This window comes from Kitasatospora sp. NPDC001175, assembly GCF_053598215.1.
Genome location: NZ_JBSFJU010000009.1, coordinates 110,018 through 134,790, shown reverse-complemented (window position 1 = coordinate 134,790; position 24,773 = coordinate 110,018). Strand labels below are relative to the sequence as shown.

The following is a 24,773-nucleotide window of genomic DNA, read 5'->3' as shown; positions in this document are numbered from 1 at the left end:
CTCTACGGGTGGCAGGCAGGCGCACGGCAACCATGGCTCGATCGAGACAGGGGGCCACCACCACGTAGATGGTAATGGCCGGGCGATTGGTTCCCTTGCGCCCTATTGGTGATCGTGGCCTGTGCGGGCCCCGCATGGCGTCCGGGTTGGTCCGTACGGGTGTTCGGTAGCCGTCGTGGGCTTTCGTGTTGGGCGCCCGCGAAGGCCCCAACTGCGGGATCATGTGGGCATGACACCGGCCCTCTCGCACACCGGCCGACTCCTCGTCGCGACGCCCCTGCTGACCGACCCGAACTTCGCCCGGTCGGTGGTGCTGCTCCTCGACCACGACGCGCAGGGCGCGCTCGGCGTCGTGCTCAACCGGCCGACCCCGATCGAGGTGGGCAGTGTGCTGGACGGCTGGGCGGACCTGGCCGGCCGGCCCCCGGTGGTCTTCCAGGGCGGACCGGTGGCCCTGGACTCGGCACTCGCGGTGGCCGTGGTGCCCGGCGAGCCGGGCCAGGCCGAACCGCTCGGCTGGCGGCGGGTGCACGGGGCGATCGGCCTGGTCGACCTGGAGGCGCCGCCCGAGGTGCTGGCCGGGGAGCTGGGCGCGCTGCGGGTCTTCGCCGGGTACTCCGGCTGGTCGCCGGGGCAGCTGGAGAACGAGGTCGCCGAGGGCGCCTGGCACCTGGTCGACGCCGAGCCCGGGGACATCTCCTGCCCGGAACCCGAGCGGCTCTGGCGCTCGGTGCTGCGCCGCCAGCGCGGCCCGCTGGCGATACTCGCGACCTACCCGGACGACCCGACCCTGAACTGACCCGCCCCCGGGAAGCTGGCCGCCTTCCGAGCCGCCCCCATAGACTAGGCACCTATGAGCACTCTTGAGCCCGAGCGCGGCCTCGGCACCGGCACCCTGGTCGAGCCCGTCCCCCAGGTGTCCAACGGGGACGGAGACCACGAGCGCTTCGCCCACTACGTCCAGAAGGACAAGATCATGGAGAGTGCCCTGTCCGGCACTCCCGTGGTGGCACTGTGCGGCAAGGTCTGGGTACCGGGGCGCGACCCGAAGAAGTACCCGGTCTGCCCGATGTGCAAGGAGATCTTCGACGGGATCGACAAGCCGCAGGGCGACGACCAGCAGTAGGCCGTCCCCGTTGACGCGGTGACCGGGCGGGACCGGTTCCGGTCCGTGCCGGCCGAACCGCGCGGGGCAGGACGGTCCGCACGGCCGGTGTTCCTGCGGATCTCGTCGCTGCCCCGCTGCGTGCTGTCCGTGCCCGGAACGCCGAGGAGTTCCCGCTCGGGCCTGCCACCACCCTGACCGCCGAAGCCGGACCGGCGGACGTCGGGTCCGTGCTGCCCGCTCCCGGCGAGCGGGATCCCGCCGGCTTCGAGCGGCGGATGGCGGCGCACTGCGCGCGACTCGACGCGCTCGGGGTGGAGTGCCGCCCGGGCGACGGGCCCCGTCCCCGGCAGTGCCGCCCCGGCGTGGTCGGCCAACCCCTGGACGGGCCGCCGTCGGCGGTCTGACGGCGATCGGGCCGACTGCCGTGAGCGGGCGCCGGCCTCACCCGGGTCGGCGGCTAGCGCGGAGCGTGCCTGGCCGTGTAGAGGGCGAACGGCTCGATGCCGACCTCGGCGCGCAGCTCGTCCATCCGGTCGGGCTGCTCGCACGGCCACGGGACGGGGGCCCCGTCCACCACCGCGCCGATCTGGGTGCCGTAGATCTGCGGGCGGCCCTCGTTGACCAGGGTGCGGTCGTGCAGGAAGGCGAGATCGCGGGCGTCCGCCAGGCCCTCCTGTACGGCCGCCGTCATCAGTTCGAGGGCCCGCCGCTGGATGTCCGTTCGGCGGTCGGAGTGCTGGGCGATCAGCCAGGCCGCGCGGGCCGCCTCCGGGCCCACCAGGTCGGCCGTGGGCCAGCCGTACGCGTCCATGATCTCGTCCAGCCGCTCGCCGTGGCGGGCGGTCAGCCGCCGCCAGGTCAGCTGCTCGGCCAGGTCGGGGCTGTGGGCGGTGGTGACGGCGGCGTGGTCGGCGGCGGCCATCGCGGTCAGTTCGGCAGCGAGCTCGGCGAGCTCGGCCGGGGCGGGAGGTGTCTGTCGCTGGGTCATCCGGGCTCCTCGGTACGGGGTCGGGTGCCTCCACGCTAGGTCCGCCGAATGCGACCAAGATCATCCCCGGGGACGGTGACACGGGGCGCTCGACTGGGCGAGAATTGATCCACCGGGACGGCCGGTGCCGGAACCCGCCCGGGTGGCAGGACGTCAAGAACTGGTGACCGATCGATCCCGTTCGGACGGCATCGCGGCGGACTCCGGCCGGATTCGTCCGGGAATCGGCCGGCTTGCCCGCGCCGGCCGGGAAATGATCACCACGCTTTGTGTGCCAGAGTTGCCCAAGCCGCACCCATCGCCCGTACCCTACGGGCCAGGCCGCACTGCCGATGGGGCTGAGACCCCGGCCGGAGGCCGCTGGGTGCTTCTCCCGTCCGGAGAAGATCCGGGGGAGGGTCAGGCAGTTTGACGAGCAAGTGGAGCACGGTGGAATCCTGGTGAACCGGACGATCATGCTGCCGGCCTCGGTCGACGAGGCCGTGGAGGCGCTCGCAGTCACCCCCGGCGCGGTGCCGGTGGCCGGGGCCACCGACCTGATGGAGGCGGTCAACGCCGGACGGCTCCGCCCGGCCGCGCTGGTCGGCCTCGGTCGGATCACCGAGCTGCGCGGCTGGCGCTACGAGGACGGCGGCACCGCGGTCCTGGGCGCCGGCCTCACCCACGCCCGGATGGACCGGCCCGACTTCGCCGCGCTCATCCCGGCCCTCGCCGACGCCGCCCGTACCGCAGGACCTCCGCAGGTCCGCAACGTGGGCACGCTCGGCGGCAACATCGCCACCGCCGCGTCCGCCGGCGACACCCTCCCCGTCCTCACCGTGCTGGAGGCGACCGCCACCCTGGCCGGCGCGGGCGGCACCCGCGAGGTCCCGATCAGCCACCTGCTCACCGGACTCGATCCGCTGCGCCCCGGCGAACTGCTCACCTGGGTCCGGGTCCCGCTGCTGCACGCCCCGCAGGTCTTCCTCAAGGCCACCAACCGCAGCGGCCCCGCCCGCGCCGCCGCCTCCGTCGCCCTGGTCCTCGACCCCGCCCGGCGCGCCGTGCGCTGCGCGGTCGGCGCCGTCGCCCCCGTGCCGCTGCGGCCGCTGGAGGCCGAGGCCTGGGTCGCCGGCTGCATCGACTGGGACGCCAGGGGTGCGGAGGGCGTGGTCCCGATCGACCCGGCGGCGGCCGCCGCCTTCGGCGAGTACGTGGCCGCGGCCTGCATCCCCGACGGTGCGCTGGTCGCCGGCCCGGAGGGGGCGGGCGCGGTGGCCGTACGGCTGCGGCGTACCGTATCGGTGCTGGCCCGACGGGCACTGGGAAGGGCGCTGAAGTGACGACGACAGACCCGATCGACTCCGGCTCGGTCGGACCCGACTCCACGGCGGCCGGTGCGGCCGGGGCCGACCCGCTGGGCACCGGCGCGACGGTTGCCGCCGCGCTCGATCCGCTGGGCGCCGACCCGCTGGGCGGCGGTGTGCCGACCGGTGCTCCGCTGGGTGTCGACCCGCTCGGCGCGGACCCGCTCGGTCTCGGTGCGATGGAGTACGGCGGCAACGGCCGGCCCTGCGCCTCGTACACCCTGCGCGTCAACGGCTTCGAACGGCCCGTCACCGACGCCTGGATCGGCGAGAGCCTGCTCTACGTGCTGCGTGAGCGCCTCGGTCTGGCCGGGGCCAAGGACGGCTGCGAGCAGGGCGAGTGCGGTGCCTGCTCGGTGCTGGTGGACGGTCAGCTGGTGGCCGGCTGCCTGGTGCCCGCCGCGCTGGCCTCCGACAGCGAGATCGCCACGGTGGAGGGCCTCTCGGCGGGCGGCGCCGCCAGCGACGTACAGCAGGCGCTCGCCGACTCGGGCGCCGTCCAGTGCGGCTACTGCACCCCGGGCCTGGCCATGGCCGTGCACGACCTGCTGCAGCGCAACCACCGGCCCAGCGAGATCGAGGCCCGCCAGGCGCTCTGCGGCAACCTCTGCCGCTGCACCGGCTACCGGGGTGTCCTCGCCGCCGTGCAGGCGGTCGCCGATGCGCGCGGTGCCGAGGAGGAAGTCGCCGAGGAGGAGGCCGCTGCCCCGTCCGAGGCGTCGGTGGCCGCCGAGCCGGAAGGGGCCGCCACCGAGCTGCCCGCCGAGTCAGTCCCGGTCGAGGTCCCGGGCGCGGACGGCGGGCTCGCCCAGGTGACGTCGACGCAGCCGATGCCCGTCCAGCCCGACCCCGCCCAGTCGGGGATCGCCCAGTCGGGGATCGCCCAGCCGGGATTCCAGCCCGGGATCGCCCAGCCCGTCGCCGACCTGCCCGCGCAGACCGGGGAGCTGCCGGTCTACGCCGACGCCGAGGCCTGGGTGGAGGCTGACCCCTGGGTGGAGGCCGATCCCTGGGTGGAGGCCGATCCCTGGGTGGAGGCCGAGGTGCAGTACCCCGTCGAGCCCACCACCGTCGGCAGCGGGACCGGCATCGACTACGGCACCACGACCACCCACCAGACCGGCGTCTACGAGCCGTACCCCGGCTACACCGCCACCCCGGCGCACGGCACGCCGTACGACCCCGGTTACGAGGCCCAGCCCTCGTACCAGGCCCCCTACGACGCGTCGTACGACACCGCCTACGGCCAGAGCCACTACGAGGCCGCCCCGGCCCACGGCACGACGATGGACGGCCCGCTCTACGAGAACGCGCCCGCCCACGGCACCCCGTACGTCCCGGCTCCCGCGCACGGCACCCCCTTCGCGGAAGGCGCCCCCGTCTACGAGGGCTACGACGGCAGCACCCCCGCCCACGGCATCCGCGAGGACGACCACGCATGAGTTCGCCGACCGACATCTCCTCGCCGACCGACCTGTCCGCGGTCGCCACCGAGGAGCCGAAGGACGCCGAGCCCTTCGGCCTCGGCAGCCCCGCCCTGCGCACCGACGCGCTCCCCAAGGCGCTCGGCATCTACCCCTACGCCGCCGACCTGTGGGCCGAGGGACTGCTCTGGGGCGCCGTGCTGCGCTCGCCGCACCCGCACGCGCGGATCGTCGCCGTCGACACCGCCCCCGCGCTCGCCCTCCCCGGCGTGCACGCCGTGGTCACCGCCGCCGACCTGCCACCGGGCCCCGAGGGCACCCCCGACGGCGCACCGTCCGGACCGGTCACCGCCGACCGGCCGATCCTCGCCTGCGGCGTGGTCCGCCACCACGGCGAGCCGGTTGCCGCCGTCGCCGCCGACCACCCCGACACCGCGCGGCTCGCCGCCGCCTCGATCGTGGTCGAGTACGAGCTGCTGGAAGCGGTCAGCGACCCCGAGCAGTCCTTCAACGTCCCGCCGCTGCACCCGGACGGCAACCTCTTCCGGCACATCCCGCTGCGCACCGGCGACCCGGAGGCCGTCGGCGAGGTCGTCGTCGAGGGCCTCTACCAGGTCGGCCGGCAGGACCCGGCCCCGCTCGGCTCCGAGGCGGGACTCGCCGTACCCCGGCCCGACGGCGGCGTCGAACTCCACCTCTCCTCCACCGACCCGCACGGCGACCGCGACCGCACCGCCGCGTGCCTGGGCATCGAACCCGACCGGGTCCGCCTGGTGGTCACCGGTGTCCCCGGCGCCACCAGCGACCGCGAGGACCTCTCCTTCCAGGTCACCCTGGCACTGCTCGCGCTGCGCACCGGCCGGCCGGTGAAGATGGTCCTCACCCGCGAGGAGTCCTTCCACGCCCACACCAGCCGCCACCCGGCGCTGCTGCGCTACCGCCACCACGCGGACGCCGAGGGCAAGCTGGTCAAGGTCGAGGCGCAGATCCTGCTGGACGGCGGCGCGTACGCCGACGTCTCCGCCGAGGCGCTGGCCGCCGCCGCGGCCTTCTCGGTCGGCCCGTACGTCTGCCCCAACGTCCTCGTGGACGCCTGGGCGGTACGCACCAACAACCCGCCGGCCGGCCGGATGCGCGGCGAGGGCGCCCTGCAGACCTGCTTCGCGTACGAGTCCCAGCTCGACCAGCTCGCCGTGCAACTGGGCATCGACCCGCTGGAGATCCGCCGCCGCAACGCCATGGCCACCGGCGACCCGATGCCCACCGGACAGGCCGTCACCTGCCCGGCCCCGGTCGCCGCCCTGCTCGACGCCATCGCCGAGTCCCCGCTGCCCGCCCTGCCCCTGGACGACCCCGAGGCCGAGTGGCTGCTCCCCGGCGGTCCCGGCGGCGCGGGCGATCCGGCCGCCATCCGGCGCGGCATCGGCTACGCGGTCGGCATGGTGCACATGCTCGGCGCCGAGGGCGAGGACGAGGTCTCCACCGCCACCGTCCGGGTCAGCGGCAACCACGCGACCGTGATCTGCGCGGCGGTCGACGTCGGTCAGGGCTTCGCCACCCTGGCCCGGCAGATCGTGCAGTCGGTGCTGGGCGTCTCCGAGGTCTACGTCGCCCCGGTCGACAGCGACCAGTCGGTCGCCGGACCGTCCGCGCGCGGACGGCACACCTGGGTCTCCGGCGGCGCGGTGGAGCGGGCCGCCCTGATGGTGCGCCACCAGCTGCTCCAGCCGATCGCCGCCAACTTCGGCATGTCGGTCGAACTGCTCACGATCGCCGACGGCAAGATCACCTCCTACGACGGCGTCCTGGGCATGCCCGTCGGCGAGGCCCTGGAGGGCAAGGAGCTCTGGGCCACCGCCCAGTGCCGCCCCCACCCGACCGAACCGCTCAACGAGTCGGGCCAGGGCGACGCCTTCGTCTCCATCGCCTTCTGCGCCATGCGGGCCGTGGTGGACGTCGACATCGAACTGGGCGCGGTCCGGGTCGTCGACGTGACGGTCGCCCAGGACGTGGGCCGCGCCCTGAACCCGCGCCAGATCGAGGACCGCATCGAAGCCGCCGTCGCCCACGGCGTCGGCCTCGCCCTGCTGGAGAACCTCCGCACCGAGAACGGCCGCATCCTCAACGCATCCCTCACCGGCTACCGCCTCCCGACGGCCCTGGACACCCCCGACGTCCGGATCGCCGCACTGCTCGAAGAACGCGACGTCGTCGCCACCTTCGGCGCCAAGGCGGTCAGCGCGGTGCCGGCCGTGGTCGCACCGGCCGCCGTGGCCGCGGCAGTTCGGGCGGCCACCGGACTGCCGGTCGGCCGGCTGCCGATCCTGCCGGAGGACGCGATCGTCGGCTGACGGGGCGGGCCCGCGCGGGACGGCTGACGCCGGGTGCCGACGGGGCCTGCCCGCGTCGGTTCGTCGGGCTCTGGATACGATCGATCGGCTGTCTGCCTGCACCGGTGATCTGCCGGCCGTGCGGACGGCATCGGGTGTTCTGCCGACGGGGGACGGGGGAGCGGTGACACTCAGTAGGGCTGTGCGCGCACTGGGGGCCGTGACGGTGGCCGGGGGGCTTCTTCTGGTGGGGGCGCCGGTTGCGAGCGCGGACTATGTCCGCGATACGCAGTGGGCGAACCAGGAGTTTGACCTGGCGAAGGTCTGGTCGGTCACTAGGGGAGACGGCGTCAAGGTCGCACTCATCGACAGCGGTGTGGATGACAGCCATCCGGACCTGACGGGTCAGGTTGTGGACAGTTACGATCCGAGCGGTAGGGGACTAGCGACCCATCCGACCGATGACCATGGAACGAATATGGCCAGCATGATTGCCGGCCACGGCCATGGCAGCGGGGGCTCGGAGGGCGTGGTCGGCCTGGCCCCAGGTGTGAAGCTTCTCTCGGCCTACAAGGCCACTGCAGCTGACAATAGTGCAGATGCCGAGGACATTCGTTGGGCCGTGGATCACGGGGCCAAGGTCATCAATATGTCGATCGGCGGGGAGAACGCAACCGCTAAGGTAGATGATGCTGTTGCTTATGCTGCGGCGCACGATGTCCTGATCGTTGCGGCAGCCGGTAACAGTGGCATCACTCCTGTTGAGTATCCAGCGAAGACGCCGGGCATCCTTGCTGTTGGTGCGACAGACAAGAATCGTACGATTTGGGCGCAGTCGAATTACGGCCCAGAGGTCCTGCTGTCGGCCCCCGGCGTGAGGGTCGCCGGTGCTGGAACCTGCGCTGGCGGTCGGTACTGCATCGGTGACGGCACCTCTGGTGCTACCGCCTACGTCTCTGCAGCCGCTGCCCTGGTCCGCGCCAAGTTTCCTAATCTGACTGCAAATCAAGTCGCCAACCGACTGGTGAAGTCGGCGTATGTCCCGCAGTCGCTCCAGGGTGTCAAGCTGCCCGATCCGCACTACGGCTACGGCATCGTCCAGCCATACGAGGCGCTCACTCAGGACATCCCCGACGGTCCCGCACAAGGGCCGCTCGCCAAGCCTGCGGCAGCCAGCGGCGCGGCAGACGGCAGTCAGGCGCCGGGTGCGTCATCCCCTGGCGCAACGGGTCCCGGATCCTCTGGGGCACAGGCCGCCGAGCCAACGGCGCACTCCAAGACCACCGTCATCTTTGCTGCCGGCGGCGGCGTTGCGCTTCTGCTCGTGGTGATTGCGGTGATCGTGGCGGTGTCCCGTCGTCGGAAGTCCGGTCAGAACCAGGCTGGTCAGATGCCATACGGTGCTCAGCCGTACGCTGCTCAACAGCAATACGGCGCTCCGTCTGCCTGGCCGCAGCAGGTGCAGCCGCCGTACGGAAATCAGGTGCCGCCAACTGGCTACCCGCACCAGGGAAACCCGTACCACGGACAGGGCGAGACACATCCCTGATCCTTCGCATACCGGGGTCAATCAGGCATGTGGAATCCGGCTTGCTCCTTTACGGGGACATGGGAGGTTGCGGCGCCGTCAGCTGTCGGTCGACTTGATCGCGGTGGACCAACTTCGGCGTGCAGAAGCCGTGCAGAGGTGCGGGGCCCTGCCCCTGTTGTCGTGTCGGGCGATACCATCGAGCTGCCGTCTGCTTGTACTCACGCCGTGCAGGCGGACATCGGTAGTCTACTGACGGGGTGACGGGGAAGCGATGACGCTCAGCAGGACCATGCGCGCACTCGGCGCCACGACACTGGCCGGTGGCCTTCTTCTGACCGGAACCCCGATTGCCAGCGCGGACCAGGTGCGCGACGGGCAGTGGGCCAACCAGTACTTCGACTTGGAGAAGGTCTGGTCTGTCAGTAGGGGCGACGGCGTCAAGGTCGCACTCATCGATACTGGTGTGGATGGTAGCCACCCGGACCTGACGGGCCAGGTCGTGGGTAACTACGACCCAAGCGGCCAGGATCAAGCGACCCATCCGACCGATGCCCATGGGACCAACATGGCCAGCATGATTGCGGGGCACGGCCATGGCAGCGGGAGCGCGGATGGGGTGATAGGTCTAGCCCCGGGCGTGAAGCTCTTGTCGATCTACAAAGACAACGCAAGCGGTAGCGCAGAGGGTGAGGACATTCGCTGGGCCGTGGATCACGGCGCCAAGATCATTAATATGTCGATCGGTGGCTCGTCCGAAGATCCAGCAGTTCCTGATGCCGTGGCCTATGCCGCATCGCACGATGTGCTGATCATTGCTTCGGCGGGCAACAGCGGTGTCACTCCTGTTGAGTATCCGGCGAAGACTCCAGGCATCCTCGCGGTCGGTGCGACAGACCAGAACCACACGATCTGGGCCAAATCGAATTACGGCCCGGAGGTTCTACTGTCGGCTCCCGGTGCGAGGGTTGTCGGTGCTGGAAGCTGCAATGGCGGGCAGTATTGCATTGGTGACGGTACCTCTGGCGCGGCCGCTTATGTCTCGGCGGCCGCTGCCCTGGTTCGCGCCAAGTTTCCTAACCTGACGGCAGGTCAGGTGGCAAACCGACTGGTGAAGTCGGCCTATGTTCCGGCGTCGTTGCAGGGCGCCAAGCTTCCTGATCCGCATTATGGTTACGGCATCATTCGCCCATACGAGGCGCTCACCCAGGACATTCCCGATGGCTCGGCGCAGGGGCCGCTTGCAGTTCCTGCGCATGCCGGTAGCGGTCAGGCGTCTGACGCACCGTCCCCTGGCATTGGTGCTCCTGGTGCTGGCTCCGGGTCGACTGGAGGACCGTCGACCGTCGGGGAGACGAACCTCAACACCACTGCCGTTACGCTCGCCGCTGTTGTCGGCGTTTTGTTGCTCGTTGTGGTGATTGCCCTGATCGTGGCGGTGTCCCGGCGTCGAAAGTCTGCTCAAGGCATGGCCGGTCAGGTTCCATACGGCGCTCAGTCGCATGGTGCTCAACAGCAGTACGGAGCGCCTTCCGCCTGGCCGCAGCAGCCGCAGCCGCCATATGGCAACCAAGTCCCGCCGACCGGTTATTCGCCCCAGCAGTCGTACCAGAACAGCCCGTACGGGCAAGGTGGGGACCATCAGCGTTGATGGTGTGTCAGCGCATCTTGGGCAAGCGCTACCATCGAACGTCCTAGCTATTGCGCTGCTGTCTGCGAGTTGGGACACCATCACCACCCGCCGGAGCCAGTGCCAGACGGGGAAGCATCGACACTCCAGGGGGAGAGAGGCGTATGTCCGACGGATTCCGGGTCAATACCGATGAGTTGCAGGCGGTGGTCAAGCGATTGCGGGACCTCCAGCAGAACCTCGGCCAGACCGCGAACAAGTCCAAGTACAACACTGTCATCGCACGCTCAGACTACGGCGGGGACTTTCTCGAGGCTCAGAACCTCTATGCGGCGCATGACAAGATGCAGCAATTTCTGGCGCAGATGACTGCTGACCTGGAGTCCTTGATCAACGACTTCGGGGACAAGACGAAGACGGCGCATGACGGGTACCGCAACGCCGACGCGGAGCACGCTGCGGACATGCAGAAGCAGCAGCAGGAGGGGCACTGATGGCTGCGGACAACGGACCCAAGACTGACTTCGATTGCTTCAGCTTCAAGAATCTCAAGCACATGCTTGAGATCTCCAACGCGGGGCGGCTCAAGGAGGTCAGCGACCACTGGAAGAGTGTGGAGGCTGAGCTCAGCAGCGCCGCCGCCGACCTGCAGCAGGCGGTGCAGCACGCGACTCAGAACTGGGAGGGCTCAGCCTCGCAGGGTTTCGTGAGCCGGGCCGGTCAGATCCAGACCAACCTGACGAACACGGCAGCTCACGCTGGCAACACCTCCAATGCGATGAGCTTCGCCGGTACGGCGCTTACACAGGCTGCTACGGCCATGAAGGGGCTCCACGAGCCCAGCTCGCTCGAGAGCGGACTGAAGTTCGTCGGCGACATGGGCGACCGTTCCGACGCGCAGTTCAAGGCTGATGTCAAGGGCGGCATGGACCGCTCCGCGGCGCTCAAGAAGAACGCCGACCAACTGTCGGCGGGCGAGGTCGCGCACCAGAACGCGATCATCGTCATGGAGTACGTGGGCAAGCAGTACGACCAGGCTGCTGGTTGGTTGGGTGAGCCCCCCAAGAAGCCTCGTGAGGGACTCGACGGTTTCCCGCCAGCCCCCTCCAACCCCGCCCCCGGCGGCGTAGCCCCCGAGCCCATGCCCACCCTCCCGAACCCGCACTCGCCGAACCCCGGCGGTCCGGGTGGTCCCGGTTGGACGGGGCCGGGCGGTGGCCCAGGTGCGCACGACCCGGGTATGCCCACTCTGCCGGACCCGAACATCCCCGCTCCGCCGTCCCCTGGGCACCCGGGTGGGCCTGGGCACCCGGGTGGGCCGGGGCCTGGTCTGCCGACCCAGCCGGGCATTCCGAACCTGCCGCCGAACCTGCCGCCGAGCACCGGGATCGACTCACTTCCGCCCACATCTACCGTGCCTCCGGGTAACGGTGGCGGTCTGCCGGGTGGCGGTCTGCCCGGCGGCGGCCTGCCGGGTGGCGGTCTGCCCGGCGGTGGCCTGCCCGGCGGTGGCGGAGGCGGCGGTGGTGGTTACACCGGCGGTCTGCCGGGCAGTCTCGGCGGCGGAAGTCTCGGGACCATCCCGACCGGTGGTGGCCGTGCCGGTGGCGGTACGGCCGGCGGTCTGGGCGCCGGGTCGGGCGCGGGCCGCGGTGCGGCCGGCGGCGCCGGCGGCTCGGGCGCAGGGGGTGCGGCCGGTGGTGCCGGCGGGACCCAGGGCCGTCCCGGCATGCCCGGTATGGGCGGAGCGCACGCCGGCGGTGCCGGCGGCAAGGGCGCGGGCGGCGGCAAGAGCGGCCCAGGTCTGGTCCGTCGGGCCGGCGGTACGGTGGGCGGCGCCCGTTCTGGTAGCGCGAGCGGCCGGAGCTTCACCGAGGGCGGTTCGGGCCTGGGCAAGGCGCGTGCCAACGGCCAGCAGGGCGCGGCCGGAGCCCACGGGGGTCCCGGCAGTGCGGCGGCCAACAAGAAGAAGGGCAAGAACGGCAACCGCCCGGACTACCTCGTCGAGGACGAGGACACCTGGCGTACCGGAGGAGCGGCCAACCCGCCGGTCATCGAGTAGCCGTCGTCCGTAGGACCGAACCGTGGGGCGTTCTCCAGTCGGAGAACGCCCCACGGGCGTTTCCGGCGAGCGGCGAGGAATCGATGCGGGCCGCTGTCCGAGATGGAGCGAGAAAACCTTTGCGCGAGGAAGAGGAAATGCCGAACGGCCGACCGGCATGAAATTCCGGTCGGCAATTCGGAAAGGAGGCCATGACGGGGATCGAACCCGTGTAAACCGCTTTGCAGGCGGTTCCCTAAGCCACTCGGGCACACGGCCGTGGACAGCGGCGGAGCGGACTCCGCAGCCGCAGAGCAGGGGAGGAGCGGCGAACGCTCAGGCCTGACGGCCGAGGCGACAGCGGCCGAGGTGACAACGGCGGCCGAGGCGACAACAGTCGGGAGCGGCGCAGGGGCGGGGCGTCCGGGTGGTCGCCGTCCTCCTGTTCATGGCCTGCTCCTCTCGCGCCGCGCGGTGTCGCCGGTGGCCTCCGAATCGATCGGAGCGCCCGTCGGTGAATTCATTTTATGAGCAGCGGGGCGGCGGGCGTCAATATCCGAATATGAATTCTGCGTTTCGTCGCGTGCTACCGTCGGGGGCAGGTGAGTTGATCGCCCCGGACGAGGCGCGTCGTACCCGGTATGACAAGACGGCGCAGTAATCGCGGCAGAGCCAGGCCAGGCTCGGCCGTCCACTACTGCGGAGGAGAGTCCGGTCATGGCCTGGGTGGTACTGATCGTCGCCGGTGTGCTGGAAACGGTGTGGGCGGTGGCGCTGGAGGCGTCCAGGGGGTTCTCGCGGCCGGTGCCGGGCCTGGTGTTCGCGCTGGGGCTGGCGCTGAGCATGGGCGGACTGGCGTACGCGATGCGGAGCATCCCGCTCGGGACGGGGTACGCGGTGTGGGTGGGGATCGGCGCGGTCGGTACGGCGCTGCACGGGATGGCGGTCATGGGGGACGCGGTGACGACGGCCCGGGTGAGCTGTCTGGTGCTGATTCTCGGTGGTGTGGTCGGGCTGAAGGTCCTGCACTGACGCCTGCGCCGGCAGTGGCTCTCAGGGTCGGTAGCAGGCCCGATGACCGGCGGTGGGTCCTAGGGCCGACGGGGGAGGGACTCGGGACCGCAGGTCAGGAGTAAATCGGGTGATAGGCACTTACGATGATGGGCATGACCACGGCCCCCACCACCTCCGCGACCTCGTCCATACCCACCCCGACAGCCGAATCGGACACCGGAGGCGTGCTCAGCGGCCCGTACCGGGCACTGACCCTGGGGATCGTCTCGGTCGTGCTGCTGCTGGCCTTCGAGGCGACGGCGGTGAACACCGCGATGCCGGTGGCGGCCCGTCAGCTCGACGGCCTCGGCCTGTACGCCTTCGCCTTCTCCGGCTACTTCACCAGCACGCTGTTCGCGCTGGTGGTGTCCGGTCAGTGGTGCGACCGCCGGGGGCCGATGGGGCCGCTGTTCTCCGGGATCGCGGTGTTCGGGGCCGGCCTGGTGGTGGCGGGCACGGCGGCCAACATGTGGCTGTTCGTCGCGGGCCGGGCGATCCAGGGGCTCGGCGGCGGGCTGGTGATCGTCGCGCTGTACGTGGTGGTCGGACGGGCGTTTCCCGAGCGGCTGCGGCCCTCGGTGTTCGCGGCGTTCTCGGCGGCCTGGGTGCTGCCCTCCATCCTCGGCCCGGCGGTCTCCGGGGCGGTGACCCAGCAGCTGGGCTGGCGCTGGGTGTTCCTCGCCGTGCCGATGCTGATCCTGCTGCCGCTGGTGGTGATGGGACCGGCGCTGCGGCGCAGTGAGCGGGCGCAGCGCGAGCTGGAGACGGCGCCGGGCCCGGAGTTCGACCGGCGACGTTCGGCGCTCGCGGCGATGGCCGCGCTCGGGGCGGGCCTGCTGCAGTACGCGGGCCAGCGGCTGGACCTGCCGGCGCTGGTCCCCGCCCTGGCGGGGGCGGGGCTGCTGCTGCCGGCCGTGCTGCGGCTGCTGCCCGCGGGCACGCTGCGGGCGGCGCGCGGACTGCCGACGGTGATCCTGCTGCGCGGGGTGGCGGCGGGGGCGTTCTTCGCGGCGGAGGCCTTCATCCCGCTGATGATGGTGACCCAGCGGGGGCTGAGCCCGACGATGGCCGGGCTGACCCTGACCAGCGGCGGGCTCTCCTGGGCGCTGGGTTCGTGGCTGCAGGGTCGGCCGGGCGTCCAGCGGTACCGGGAGGCGATGATCCGGCTCGGCTTCGTGCTGACGGCCGTGGCGATCGCGAGTGCGGCGCTGGTGCTGGTACCGGCCGTCCCGACCTGGGCGGCGGCCGCGGCCTGGGCCGTCGGCGGGCTGGGCATGGGCCTGACGGTGGCGAGCGTCAGCGTGCTGATGATGAAGCTGTCCGCTCCCGAGGAGGCCGGTGCCAACTCGGCCTCGCTGCAGATGAGCGACGCGCTGGGCAACGTCCTGCTGATCGGCCTGTCCGGGGTGCTCTTCGCCGGCCTGGGCGGCGGCTCGGTGGCGGCGGCCCAGGACTCGCCGGTACCGGCCTCGGCGTTCGCGGTGATCTTCCTGGTGATGACCGGGGTGGCGCTGTTCGGCGCGCTGGTCTCGGGCCGGGTACGGGCCAGGGCCTGAGCAGGCGGGGCGCACCCTGGCGCGAGCCGGCCCCGGGTACGCGGCGTCAGGAGGCGGCCGGGACGGGGACCGCCCGGGGGGCGTCGAGGAAGGTCTCCCAGCCGTCGGCCGGCGCCTCGCCCGGGCCGAGCGACTGCGGCTTGCGCAGCACCGCCGGATCCTGTGCCCCCAGCCAGTGCGCCAGCTGACGGAACGGCACCATCCGCACGCCGGGCCGTTCGGCCATCGCCTCGAAGACGTCCTCGGCTCACCCGGCCGGACCAGCGGCCGGACCAGCGGTCGGCCGCGGCTGCGGCCAGGGGTGCCGGGGCGGGCCCGGCCGCGGCGGCCCATAGGATCGGTGGCCCGCGAAACCGCAGGGCCGCCGGAGCGCGGTGGCCCGCGTCCAGCACACCCGGAGGTGCGCCCGTCATGTGGCAGTCGGTACTCGGCGCTTACCGGGAACGGATCGTCGAGGCCGGTCGCCAGCCGCTCTTCCTGCTGCTGCTCGGGCTGATCGGCTCGTTCCTGTTCATCCGCTTCAGCGTCCGGATGATCCGGCGCGGCACCAGCTGGTGGCCGGGCAACGTCACCCCGGGCGGGCTGCACATCCACCACGTGGTGTTCGGCCAGGCGCTTATGCTGGTCTGCGGGGTCGGCGCCTTCACCGTCCGGGGCGACGGCGGGGTGCTGCGCGAGGTGATGGCGACCGGCTTCGGGATCGGCTGCGGCCTGGTGCTGGACGAGTTCGCCCTGGTGCTGCACCTGGAGGACGTCTACTGGAGCGAACAGGGCCGCAAGTCGGTGGACGCGGTGATCATCGCGGTGGCGATGATCGGGCTGCTGCTGTTCGGCGCGCTGCCGCTGGGCGGCTTCTCCGGACACCTGACGCTCGGCCAGCTGGCGCTGGCCGCACTGGTGCTGCTGGTGGTGGTGGTCAGCCTGTTCAAGGGCAAGATCTTCACCGGCCTGCTCGGGGTGATGGTCTGGCCGCTGGCCCTGGTCGGGGCCGTCCGGCTGGCCAGGCCGCGCAGCCCGTGGGCCCGCTGGCGGTACCGCTCGCGGCCCAAGCGGATGGCGCGGGCCGAGCGCCGCGACGCCCGGATCCACCAGCGCCTGGAGGCGGTCAAGCTCTCCTTCTACAACGTGCTGGCCGGCGCGCCCGACGTGGTCGCTGCTCCGCCGGTCGAACCGCCGCTGGCGGAGGCCGCCGCGCCGGTGGCGGAGCCCGCCGTCCCGTACGTGCCGGGACCGGTGCCCGCCTGGCGCGGGCGCTGCGTCGCGTTCGCCGAGTGGTACCTGCGGATCGCCGCCCTGCTCAACCTGGTGACCGGGCTCATCGCGCCGTTCCGCAACCGGGTGCACCGGGCCAACACCGGCGAGTTCTTCACCCCGGTGCTGATGACCGCAGGGTTCACCGCCGCGCTGTTCGCCGGGCTGCTCGCGCTGATGCTGCGCCGCCGCAAGCGGGCCGCGTGGATCGTCGCGACCACCGTGGTCGCCGGGTACGCGGCGCTGATCGCGCTCGCCCTGGCCCTCGCCCCCGAGGACCGCTCGCACCCCTTCAACTGGGGCTCGGCCACCCTCACCGCCGCCGTACTGGCCGCCCTGCTGCTCGGCCGGCCCGCCTGCCGGGTGCGCGGCGAGCGGGGCAACACCGTGTTCGGGCTCGCGGTGCTACTGGTCGGCGGGGCCGCGGTCACCGCGATCGGCGCCGCCCTGGTACGGGTCGGCCACGCCGGGGCGGCACCCGGCTGGGGCGACAGCGCGGTCTACGTACTGCTCCGGCTGGTCACCCTGTCCGGGCTCGTCGAGTACTCCGACCTCGACGTGCCCGGCTGGGTCGCGCTGACCGTCAACGTCCTCGGCGCGGCACTGCTGCTGCTCACCATCCGGGTCTTCTTCCGCTCGCCGCGCAGCCGGGTGCACCTGGAGCCCGAGGACGAGCGGCGGCTGCGCGCCCTGCTGGAGCGGCACGGCGGCCGGGACTCGCTCGGCTACTTCGCACTGCGCCGGGACAAGTCGGTCTGCTGGTCGCCCTCGGGCAAGGCGGCCGTGCTCTACCGGGTGGTCAACGGCGTCGCGCTGGCCTCCGGCGATCCGGTCGGCGACCCGGAGGCCTGGCCGCAGGCGATCGCCCGCTGGCGCGAGGAGGTCCGCGACCACGCCTGGGTGCCCGCGGTGACCGGCGCCGGCGAGCAGGCGGGGATCGTCTACCGGCGGGAGGCGGGCCTGCGGGCACTGGAGTTCGGCGACGAGGCGGTGGTCGAGGTGGAGGGCTTCACCCTGGCCGGCCGCTCGATGCGCACGCTCCGGCAGACCCACCAGCGGGTGGCCAGGGCCGGCTACCGGGCCGTCATCCGCCGCCACCGGGACATCCCGGCCGAGGAGCTCACGGCGCTCGCCAGGCTCGCCGACGCCTGGCGGCACGGTCGGAGCGAGCGCGGCTTCTCGATGGCGCTCGGCCGCCTCGCCGACCCGGCCGACGGCGACTGCCTGCTGATCGAGTGCCGGGACGAGCACGACCGCACCAACGCCCTGCTCAGCTTCGTCCCGTGGGGCGCGCACGGCCTCTCGCTGGACCTGATGCGCCGTGACCGGGAGGCCGACAACGGGCTGGTGGAGTTCATGGTCGCCGAGTTGCTGACCCGCGCGGCGGCGGGCGAGCTGCCCGTCACCCGGGTCTCGCTGAACTTCGCGATGTTCCGGTACGTCTTCGAGTACGGCGCCCGGATCGGCGCGGGCCCGGTGCTGCGGTTCTTCCGCACCGTGCTGCGCTTCCTCTCCCGCTGGTGGCAGCTGGAGTCGCTCTACCGCGCCAACGCCAAGTACCAGCCCGTCTGGGAACCGCGCTTCCTGCTGTACGAGAAGTCGTCCGAACTGCCCGCCATCGCGCTGGCCAACGCGCTGGCAGAGGGGTTCTTGACCCGGCCCCGGCTGCGCCGCTCGGCCGGCGAGGGACGGGAGTCGCTCGCCCGTTCGGCGCAGGGCGTTCCCGGCGCTTCGACTGACCGTGAGTCAGCACGCTGACCTGCATTCATCACCCGGAACCCGGTCGAACGGCGGGCCCGGATTCCGACCCGTTGCGGATGTCACGCGCCGACCAGGGCGTTTGACTTGGGACAGCGGACCGACGAAGGGGTGAGGTGAGGAGTGGGCGCGCAGCCGGGCAAGAGCCCGTGGCCGGGGACGCTGGCGACGAGTGCCGTGCTGGTGCTCGGCGCCTGGATGATCCACGGCGGCAACGGCCTCCACCTGCCCCCGCTGCCCGGCCTCTCCCAGGGCTTCGGCAGCGCCACTTCGCCCGCGATGCTCGTCCCGCCCCGCCCCCGGGCCGTCCCGACCAGGGTCAGGATCCCGTCGATCGGGGTGGACGCCCCCGTCACCAGCCTCGGCCTGGACGCCGCCGGCCGCCTGCAGGCGCCACCGGCCGGTGAGTCGAATCTGACGGGCTGGTACCGCGACGGTGTCACACCCGGTCAGCGCGGGACGGCGATCGTGGCCGGGCACGTCGACACCAGCCGGGGGCCCGCCGTCTTCTACAACCTCGGCACCCTGCACCGGGGCGACCAGGTGGAGATCACCGGCGCGGACCGGGGCACCGCCTTCTTCCTCGTGGACGCCGTCGAGGTCTACCCCAAGGACGACTTCCCGGACGAGAAGGTCTACGGCCCCGCCCAGGACTCGCAGCTGAGGCTGATCACCTGCGGCGGGGGATTCACCGCGGGCACCGGGTACGACGCAAATGTCGTTGTGTTCGCGCACCTGGTCCGTAGCCTGTCCTAGTTGTCCCGGCGGCGGCCGCCGGCCGTGTCACCGAACGTCGTCCGATCCCATGTCGGCTGATCCCGTGTCAGCCGACTCGACCATGCGAGGAGCACGATGAGCAGCCGGCCGCTGGCGGCGCCGAACCCGCTCGACTGGCCACTGACCCACGGTGCGGTCCTGTTCGCCGTCATGACGGTCGGCATCGCCGCCCTGCTGGGTCTCGGGGTGCCGGGTGGCCGGCGCTGGTGGCGGCGGCGCCTACCGGGTGCCGTGGTGGCGGCGGCGGTGCTCACCGTACTGCTGCAGATAGCCGTGGACGACTGGTGGCAGCCCTTCCCGGAGGAGCTGCCGATCCAGGTGACCGCCTGGATCGGCGTCGGCCTCCTCGCGCTGGCCCTCGCGGTGGCGCGGCTGCTCCCGCCCGGCCCCGGGCGCCGGCGCGGCCGGTTCGGCGTGGTGCTCGCCGCGGTGCTGGTGCTGCTGATGTCCTCCGACCAGGTCAACGGGTTCTTCGAGCAGTACCCGAGCGGCCGGGTGCTGCTGGACTCCTGGTTCGGCCGGGCCCATCCGCTGACCGTCGCCAGCTCGTCCGACACCGTCGCCGCCCCGTCGGGCAGAGCGCTGGCCGAGGTCTGGCGGCGGCCCGAGGGGCTGCCCGCCAAGGGCACCGTCTCGAGCGCGCCGGTCCCCGGCGCGAAGTCCGGCTTCAAAGCCCGCGACGCCTACGTCTACCTGCCGCCCGCCTACCAGGCCGAGCCCAGGCCCCTGCTGCCCGTCCTGGTGCTGATGGCCGGTCAGCCGGGCACACCCGCCGACTGGGTCAACTCCGGCCGGCTCGCCGAACTGCTGGACGACTTCGCCGCCGGGCACGACGGGCTGGCGCCGATCGTGCTGGTCATCGACCAGATCGGCTCGGCCTGGGGCAACCCGCTGTGCATGGACTCCAGGATCGCCAAGTCGCAGACCTACCTCGCCGAGGACGTCCCCGACTGGATCCACACCCACCTGCAGACCGCCACCGGCCGCGGCTCCCTCGCGATCGGCGGGATGTCCCTCGGCGGGACCTGCGCGCTCCAGCTCGCCGTCAACGCACCGCAGGTCTACGGCACCTTCCTGGACATCTCCGGCCAGCAGGAGCCGACGCTCGGCAGCCACGGCAAGACCGTCAAGGCGACCTTCGGCGGTGACGAGGCCGCGTTCGACGCGGTCGACCCGATGCATCTGATGGCCCGCAGGAAGTTCCCCGAGACCGCCGGCGCCTTCGTGGTCGGCGAGGGCGACCGGAAGTACGGGCCGCAGCAGCGCCGGGTCTACGCCGCCGCCGTCGAGGCCGGGATGAGGGCCACCTTCACCGCCATGCCCGGCGGCCACGACTGGAAGGCCTTCCAGGGCGGGCTGGTCCACAACCTCCCCTGGCTCGCCCAGCAGATGGGACTGATCCGATGAGCGCCGCCGCCCTCGAATCCGTCCCGAGGACGCCCGAGGCCGAGCCGGACGGGCGGCGCCGGCTGCGGGTGCTCGGCGCGGCCGTCGCCCGGCTGCGGACCGCGCCGCTCACCGTCGCGCTGCTGGTCGTGATGTGGGCCGTCGGCTGGGCCACCGGCAGTGTCGGCCGGGGTCCGTCCGAGTGGCTGCTCGGCCATGTCGGGGTGGGCCTGGCCAGCCTGAACGACGGCCACTGGTGGGCGCTGGCGGGCTCGCTGCTGTGGTGCTCGGGCATCGGCGCGTACGTGGCGACCAGCGTGATCCTGCTGGTGATCGGGCCCGCCGCCGAGCAGCGGCTCGGCACGGCGGTGACCGCCGCCGTGCTGCTGGCCGGGCAGGTGCTCGGCGCGCTGCTGGGCACCGGCGCCGTCCGTCTGGGCATGGGCGCCGACATCGGCTGGACCCTGGACATCCAGGACCAGCTGGCGATCGGACCGATGACCGGACTGGTCGCGGTCGCCGCCGTGCTCGCGCACCGGCTCACCGTGCTCTGGCGCCGGCGGCTGCGGCTGGTGCTGGTGCTCGTCCCGCTGGTGATGATGCTCTACGTCGGGAACCTGCAGGGTGTGCAGCGGATGGCCGGGGTGCTGGTCGGCTTCGGACTCGGCGTGCTGATGCACCGCCGGCTGCCCGGCCGGGCGCAGCGGGTCTCCCGCACCGAGACCCGGGTGCTGGTCGCGCTCTGTCTGGTCGCCACCGCGCTCGGGCCGCTGGTCGCCTCGCTCTACCAGGACGCCATCGGTCCGTTCAACACCCTCGGCGACCTGTACTTCTCGCACGCCACCACCGGCCGGGACGTGGTCGCCGCCTGCCAGGAGGCCGCCGCCGACTGCGCCCGCGCGCATGCGATGCAGCGCTTCTTCGGCTCCCCGGGCAGGCTGATGGCGGCCCTGGTCCCGGTCCTGCTGGTGGTGCTCGCCGAGGGGCTCCGCCGGGGCCTGCGGGTGGCCTGGTGGATCACCGCGGTGACCGAGCTGCTGTGGATCGGGGTGCTCGGCCGGCTGCTGGCCCTCAACTACGACGACTTCCGGGTCATCGACGGCGTGGCCGACCTGTACGAGCTGATCGGCGAGGCGGTGCTGCTGCCGGTGCTGATGCTGGCGCTGCTGCTGGCCACCCGGCGGCGCTTCGACCAGCAGCTGCCGCGCCGGGACCTGCGCCGGCTGGCCGGAGTGATCGGCGGGGCGCTGCTGCTCAGCGGCGGTGCGTACATCGGGCTCGGCTGGCTGGTCAGGAAGGAGTACGAGCCGACCGCGACCCTGGGGAAGCTGGCGGCGGGCCTGCTCGCCGAGCTGCTGCCGCCCGCGTACGGCGAGCTGCTGCCCGGCTCCCCGATCGCGGCCGGCGGCACGGCGCAGACCCTGGAGATCTACTGCGGGCTGCTGTTCTGGACGGTCGCGCTGACCTCGCTGCTGCTGGCCTTCCGCCGCCCGGTGGTGCACGCGGACGCGGCGGACGCGGTGCGCGCCCGGGAGCTGCTCACCCGGTACGGCGGCTCGACGCTCTCCTACATAGCCACCTGGGAGGGCAACCACTACTGGTTCGACCGGGACGGTACGGCCGCCGTCCCGTACCGGGTGATCGCGACGGTGGCGCTCACCACCGGCGACCCGTTCGGCGAGCCGGAGGCCCGGCGGCGCGCGGTGGCCGGGTTCGCCAGGTACTGCGACACCAGGGGCTGGACGCCCTGCTTCTACAGCGTCACCCCCGAGACCGCGGCGGCCGCCGAGGAACTGGGCTGGCGCTCGCTCCAGGTCGCCGAGGACACCGTGGTGCCGCTGCCCGGGCTGGCCTTCACCGGCAAGAAGTGGCAGGACGTGCGCACCTCGCTCAACAAGGCGGCCAAGCAGGGCATCACCGCCGAGTGGTGGCGCTACCAGGACGCGCCGCTCGCCATCACCGACCAGATACGTTCGATCTCCGAGGAGTGGGTCTGTGACAAGGGCCTGCCCGAGATGGGGTTCACCCTCGGTGGGCTGGCGGAGCTGGCCGACCCGGAGGTGCGGTTGCTGATCGCGGTGGACGGCGACCGCACCGTGCACGGGCTCACCAGCTGGATGCCGGTGTACGAGAACGGCGAGACGGTCGGCTGGACCCTGGACTTCATGCGCCGCCGGGCCGAGGCCCGCGGCGGAGCCGCCTATCAACCCTTCCGGGGCGTGATGGAGTTCCTGATCGCCTCCGCCGCGCTCGGCTTCAAGGAGGAGGGCGCCCGTTTCCTCAGCCTCTCCGGGGCCCCGCTGGCCCGCGCCAACCGGGGGGAGCCGCCCACCGCGCTGCAGCGGATGCTGGACTGGATGGGCGGGGTGCTGGAACCGGTGTACGGCTTCCGTTCACTGCTCGCCTTCAAGGCGAAGTTCCAGCCGGAGTACCGGCCGATGTACATGGCCTATCCCGACCCGGCCGCGCTGGCCAGCATCACCCGGGCGATCGGCAAGGCGTACCTGCCGCATCTGACGGCGGCGCAGGGGGTGCGGCTGATGCGCAAGCTCTCCTCGTGAGCCGGACGGCGGGCCGGTTGCGGGAGCTCGCCGAGGGGGCCGTGCACGGGGTGTGACGGGCCCGCGTCAGAGGTCGAAGCGGGGGGAGTACCGGTAGGCTGGGCGGGTTGTCCGCTCGCCGACCAACTGCGGGTCGGAGTCGTGATCATGGCTCTGACCTGCGACGATCCCCCCTTCGGAGACCGTGAGTACTGCCGCCGCTTCAGCCATGGCCCCGCTGTTCTCGGACGCCGAACCGCAGACTTCCGTCCGGGCAGCCGCAACTCCCTCGTCCCACCTGTCCCCGGCCTTCCCCGGCCGTGCCCCCTGGGGTACCGCCGGCAAGCTCCGGGCCTGGCAGCAGGGTGCGCTGGACAAGTACATCGAGAAGCAGCCCCGCGACTTCCTGGCCGTCGCGACCCCGGGCGCAGGCAAGACCACCTTCGCGCTCACCCTGGCGTCCTACCTGCTGCACAACCACCTGGTGCAGCAGGTCACCGTCGTCGCCCCGACCGAACACCTGAAGAAGCAGTGGGCCGAGGCCGCCGCCCGGGTCGGCATCAAGCTCGACCCGGCCTACTCCTCGGGTCCGCTGTCCAAGGAGTACGACGGCATCGTCGTCACCTACGCGGGCGTCGGCGTCAACCCGATGCTGCACCGCAACCGGACCGAGGCCCGCAAGACCCTCGTGATCATGGACGAGATCCACCACGCCGGTGACTCCAAGTCCTGGGGCGAGGCCTGCTCCGAGGCGTTCGAGCCCGCCACCCGCCGGCTTGCGCTGACCGGTACGCCGTTCCGCTCGGACACCAACCCGATCCCGTTCGTCCAGTACGAGGCGGGCGGCGACGGCATCCGCAAGTCGGTCGCCGACTACACCTACGGCTACGGGAACGCGCTCGCCGACCACGTCGTCCGCCCGGTGATCTTCCTCTCCTACAGCGGCAACATGCGCTGGCGCACCAAGTCCGGCGACGAGCTGGAGGCCAGGCTCGGCGAGCCGCTGACCAAGGACCTGATCGCCCAGGCCTGGCGCACCGCGCTCTCCCCGCAGGGCGAGTGGATCCCCGCCGTGCTGCAGGCGGCCGACCGCCGGCTCACCGAGGTGCGCAAGGCGATCCCGGACGCCGGCGGCCTGGTGATCGCCACCGACCAGAACGTGGCCCGCGCCTACGCCAAGATGCTGCGCGAGATCAGCGGCGAGAAGGTGACCCTGGTCCTCTCGGACGAGGCCGAGGCCTCCAAGCGGATCTCCGAGTACTCCGCGGGCGACTCCCGCTGGATGGTCGCGGTCCGGATGGTGTCCGAGGGCGTCGACGTGCCCCGGCTCTGCGTCGGGGTCTACGCCACCTCGATCTCCACCCCGCTGTTCTTCGCACAGGCCGTCGGCCGCTTCGTGCGTGCCCGCAAGCGCGGCGAGACCGCCTCGGTCTTCCTGCCGACCATCCCGATGCTGCTGGGCTTCGCCAACGAGATGGAGCTCCAGCGCGACCACGTGCTCGACCGGCCGAAGAAGGAGGGCGAGGGCCTCTTCGACGAGGAGGACCGCCTGCTCGCCGAGGCCAACCAGGCCAAGGACGGCCCTGATGCGGCCGGCGGTGAGGAGTTCAGCTACGAGGCGCTGGGCTCGGACGCGGTCTTCGACCGGGTGCTCTACAACGCCATGGAATTCGGCATGCAGGCGCACCCGGGCAGCGAGGAGGAGGAGGACTACCTCGGCATCCCCGGTCTGTTGGAGCCCGACCAGGTGCACATGCTGCTGCAGAAGCGCCAGCACCGGCAGATCCAGCGCAGCAAGGGCAGGCCCGCCGAGGAGGCCGACCTGCTCGAACTCCCCGCCGAGGACCGCCCGGTGGTGACCCACCAGGAGCTGCGTGAGCTGCGCAAGGAGTTGAACGCGCTGGTCGCCGCCTGGCACCACCGCACCAACCAGCCGCACGGCACCATCCACAACGAGCTGCGCCGCCAGTGCGGCGGCCCGCTGACCGCGCAGGCGACGGCCAACCAGCTCAAGGCCCGGATCGCCAAGATCCGGGAGTGGGCCAAGTAGCCCGGAG

Annotated in this window: 19 protein-coding genes, 1 tRNA gene and 1 riboswitch; of the genes, 17 read left to right on the top strand and 3 right to left on the bottom strand. The window is 72.0% G+C overall.

Annotated features, from left to right (window positions below; all coding sequences use genetic code 11):
* Window positions 1-229: 229 nt before the first annotated feature.
* The 3 genes from ACWDAK_RS09765 (at window position 230) to ACWDAK_RS09755 (ending at window position 1,512) form a co-directional block, all read left to right on the top strand.
* Window positions 230-799, top strand: coding sequence for a YqgE/AlgH family protein (locus ACWDAK_RS09765; RefSeq protein WP_344636334.1), 570 nt, complete (start codon window positions 230-232; stop codon window positions 797-799).
* A 54-nt stretch (window positions 800-853) separates the two neighbouring features.
* Window positions 854-1,126, top strand: coding sequence for a DUF3039 domain-containing protein (locus ACWDAK_RS09760; protein ID WP_344636333.1), 273 nt, complete (start codon window positions 854-856; stop codon window positions 1,124-1,126).
* Window positions 1,127-1,335: 209 nt separating this feature from the next.
* The gene (locus ACWDAK_RS09755; protein WP_425557596.1) at window positions 1,336-1,512 is read left to right on the top strand and encodes a hypothetical protein; all 177 of its coding nucleotides are present in this window, start codon (window positions 1,336-1,338) and stop codon (window positions 1,510-1,512) included.
* A 53-nt stretch (window positions 1,513-1,565) separates the two neighbouring features.
* Here the strand turns inward: ACWDAK_RS09755 and ACWDAK_RS09750 are convergent, their stop codons facing one another.
* A complete protein-coding gene (locus tag ACWDAK_RS09750) occupies window positions 1,566-2,096 on the bottom strand; it encodes a DUF6624 domain-containing protein (RefSeq protein ID WP_344636332.1) in 531 nt (176 codons plus the stop codon).
* Window positions 2,097-2,551: 455 nt separating this feature from the next.
* On the opposite strand from ACWDAK_RS09750, the gene ACWDAK_RS09745 reads away from it, so the two are divergent.
* The 7 genes from ACWDAK_RS09745 to ACWDAK_RS09715 all read left to right on the top strand — a co-directional run bounded on the left by ACWDAK_RS09745 (window position 2,552) and on the right by ACWDAK_RS09715 (window position 12,416).
* Window positions 2,552-3,418 (top strand): FAD binding domain-containing protein, encoded by an 867-nt coding sequence (locus ACWDAK_RS09745; RefSeq protein WP_344636372.1) that lies wholly within the window; start codon window positions 2,552-2,554, stop codon window positions 3,416-3,418.
* Window positions 3,415-4,884 carry a (2Fe-2S)-binding protein gene (locus ACWDAK_RS09740; RefSeq protein ID WP_427394017.1) on the top strand — a complete coding sequence of 490 codons (1,470 nt, stop codon included), beginning with the start codon at window positions 3,415-3,417 and terminating at the stop codon, window positions 4,882-4,884. The genes ACWDAK_RS09745 and ACWDAK_RS09740 overlap by 4 nt, the downstream gene beginning before the upstream one ends.
* Window positions 4,881-7,217 carry a xanthine dehydrogenase family protein molybdopterin-binding subunit gene (locus tag ACWDAK_RS09735; RefSeq protein ID WP_427394016.1) on the top strand — a complete coding sequence of 779 codons (2,337 nt, stop codon included), beginning with the start codon at window positions 4,881-4,883 and terminating at the stop codon, window positions 7,215-7,217. Before ACWDAK_RS09740 ends, ACWDAK_RS09735 begins: the two co-directional genes overlap by 4 nt.
* A 181-nt stretch (window positions 7,218-7,398) precedes the next feature.
* Complete coding sequence (locus tag ACWDAK_RS09730; RefSeq protein WP_427394015.1) at window positions 7,399-8,745, top strand: S8 family serine peptidase; 1,347 nt, start codon at window positions 7,399-7,401, stop codon at window positions 8,743-8,745.
* Window positions 8,746-8,998: 253 nt separating this feature from the next.
* Window positions 8,999-10,375 carry a S8 family serine peptidase gene (locus ACWDAK_RS09725; protein ID WP_427394014.1) on the top strand — a complete coding sequence of 459 codons (1,377 nt, stop codon included), beginning with the start codon at window positions 8,999-9,001 and terminating at the stop codon, window positions 10,373-10,375.
* Window positions 10,376-10,518: 143 nt separating this feature from the next.
* Window positions 10,519-10,848, top strand: a complete 330-nt coding sequence (locus ACWDAK_RS09720) for a hypothetical protein (protein WP_427394013.1) — start codon at window positions 10,519-10,521, stop codon at window positions 10,846-10,848.
* Entirely contained in the window at window positions 10,848-12,416 is a 1,569-nt protein-coding gene (locus tag ACWDAK_RS09715; RefSeq protein ID WP_427394012.1) for a WXG100 family type VII secretion target, read from the top strand. The genes ACWDAK_RS09720 and ACWDAK_RS09715 overlap by 1 nt, the downstream gene beginning before the upstream one ends.
* A gap of 186 nt (window positions 12,417-12,602) precedes the next feature.
* On the opposite strand, the gene ACWDAK_RS09710 is transcribed toward ACWDAK_RS09715, so the two are convergent.
* A tRNA-Cys gene (locus ACWDAK_RS09710) sits at window positions 12,603-12,674 on the bottom strand.
* Window positions 12,675-12,991: 317 nt separating this feature from the next.
* Window positions 12,992-13,054, top strand: a riboswitch (guanidine-III (ykkC-III) riboswitch).
* 58 nt (window positions 13,055-13,112) lie between these two features.
* Between ACWDAK_RS09710 and ACWDAK_RS09705 the strand changes: the two genes are divergently transcribed.
* A complete protein-coding gene (locus tag ACWDAK_RS09705) occupies window positions 13,113-13,427 on the top strand; it encodes a DMT family transporter (protein ID WP_427394011.1) in 315 nt (104 codons plus the stop codon).
* 134 nt (window positions 13,428-13,561) lie between these two features.
* Complete coding sequence (locus ACWDAK_RS09700; protein WP_427394010.1) at window positions 13,562-15,004, top strand: MFS transporter; 1,443 nt, start codon at window positions 13,562-13,564, stop codon at window positions 15,002-15,004.
* Between the two features lie 46 nt (window positions 15,005-15,050).
* Here ACWDAK_RS09700 and ACWDAK_RS09695 read toward each other — a convergent pair whose 3' ends face one another.
* The gene (locus tag ACWDAK_RS09695; protein ID WP_427394009.1) at window positions 15,051-15,230 is read right to left on the bottom strand and encodes a hypothetical protein; all 180 of its coding nucleotides are present in this window, start codon (window positions 15,228-15,230) and stop codon (window positions 15,051-15,053) included.
* 185 nt (window positions 15,231-15,415) lie between these two features.
* Between ACWDAK_RS09695 and ACWDAK_RS09690 the strand changes: the two genes are divergently transcribed.
* The 5 genes from ACWDAK_RS09690 (at window position 15,416) to ACWDAK_RS09670 (ending at window position 24,766) form a co-directional block, all read left to right on the top strand.
* Window positions 15,416-18,013 carry a phosphatidylglycerol lysyltransferase domain-containing protein gene (locus tag ACWDAK_RS09690; protein ID WP_427394008.1) on the top strand — a complete coding sequence of 866 codons (2,598 nt, stop codon included), beginning with the start codon at window positions 15,416-15,418 and terminating at the stop codon, window positions 18,011-18,013.
* Between the two features lie 123 nt (window positions 18,014-18,136).
* On the top strand, window positions 18,137-18,769 hold the full coding sequence (locus ACWDAK_RS09685) for a class F sortase (protein WP_344636323.1): 633 nt from the start codon (window positions 18,137-18,139) through the stop codon (window positions 18,767-18,769).
* 96 nt (window positions 18,770-18,865) lie between these two features.
* Window positions 18,866-20,197, top strand: a complete 1,332-nt coding sequence (locus tag ACWDAK_RS09680; protein WP_344636322.1) for an alpha/beta hydrolase — start codon at window positions 18,866-18,868, stop codon at window positions 20,195-20,197.
* Window positions 20,194-22,737 carry a phosphatidylglycerol lysyltransferase domain-containing protein gene (locus tag ACWDAK_RS09675; RefSeq protein WP_427394007.1) on the top strand — a complete coding sequence of 848 codons (2,544 nt, stop codon included), beginning with the start codon at window positions 20,194-20,196 and terminating at the stop codon, window positions 22,735-22,737. The genes ACWDAK_RS09680 and ACWDAK_RS09675 overlap by 4 nt, the downstream gene beginning before the upstream one ends.
* Before the next feature lie 208 nt (window positions 22,738-22,945).
* Window positions 22,946-24,766 (top strand): DEAD/DEAH box helicase, encoded by a 1,821-nt coding sequence (locus ACWDAK_RS09670; RefSeq protein ID WP_344636320.1) that lies wholly within the window; start codon window positions 22,946-22,948, stop codon window positions 24,764-24,766.
* Window positions 24,767-24,773: the final 7 nt, after the last annotated feature.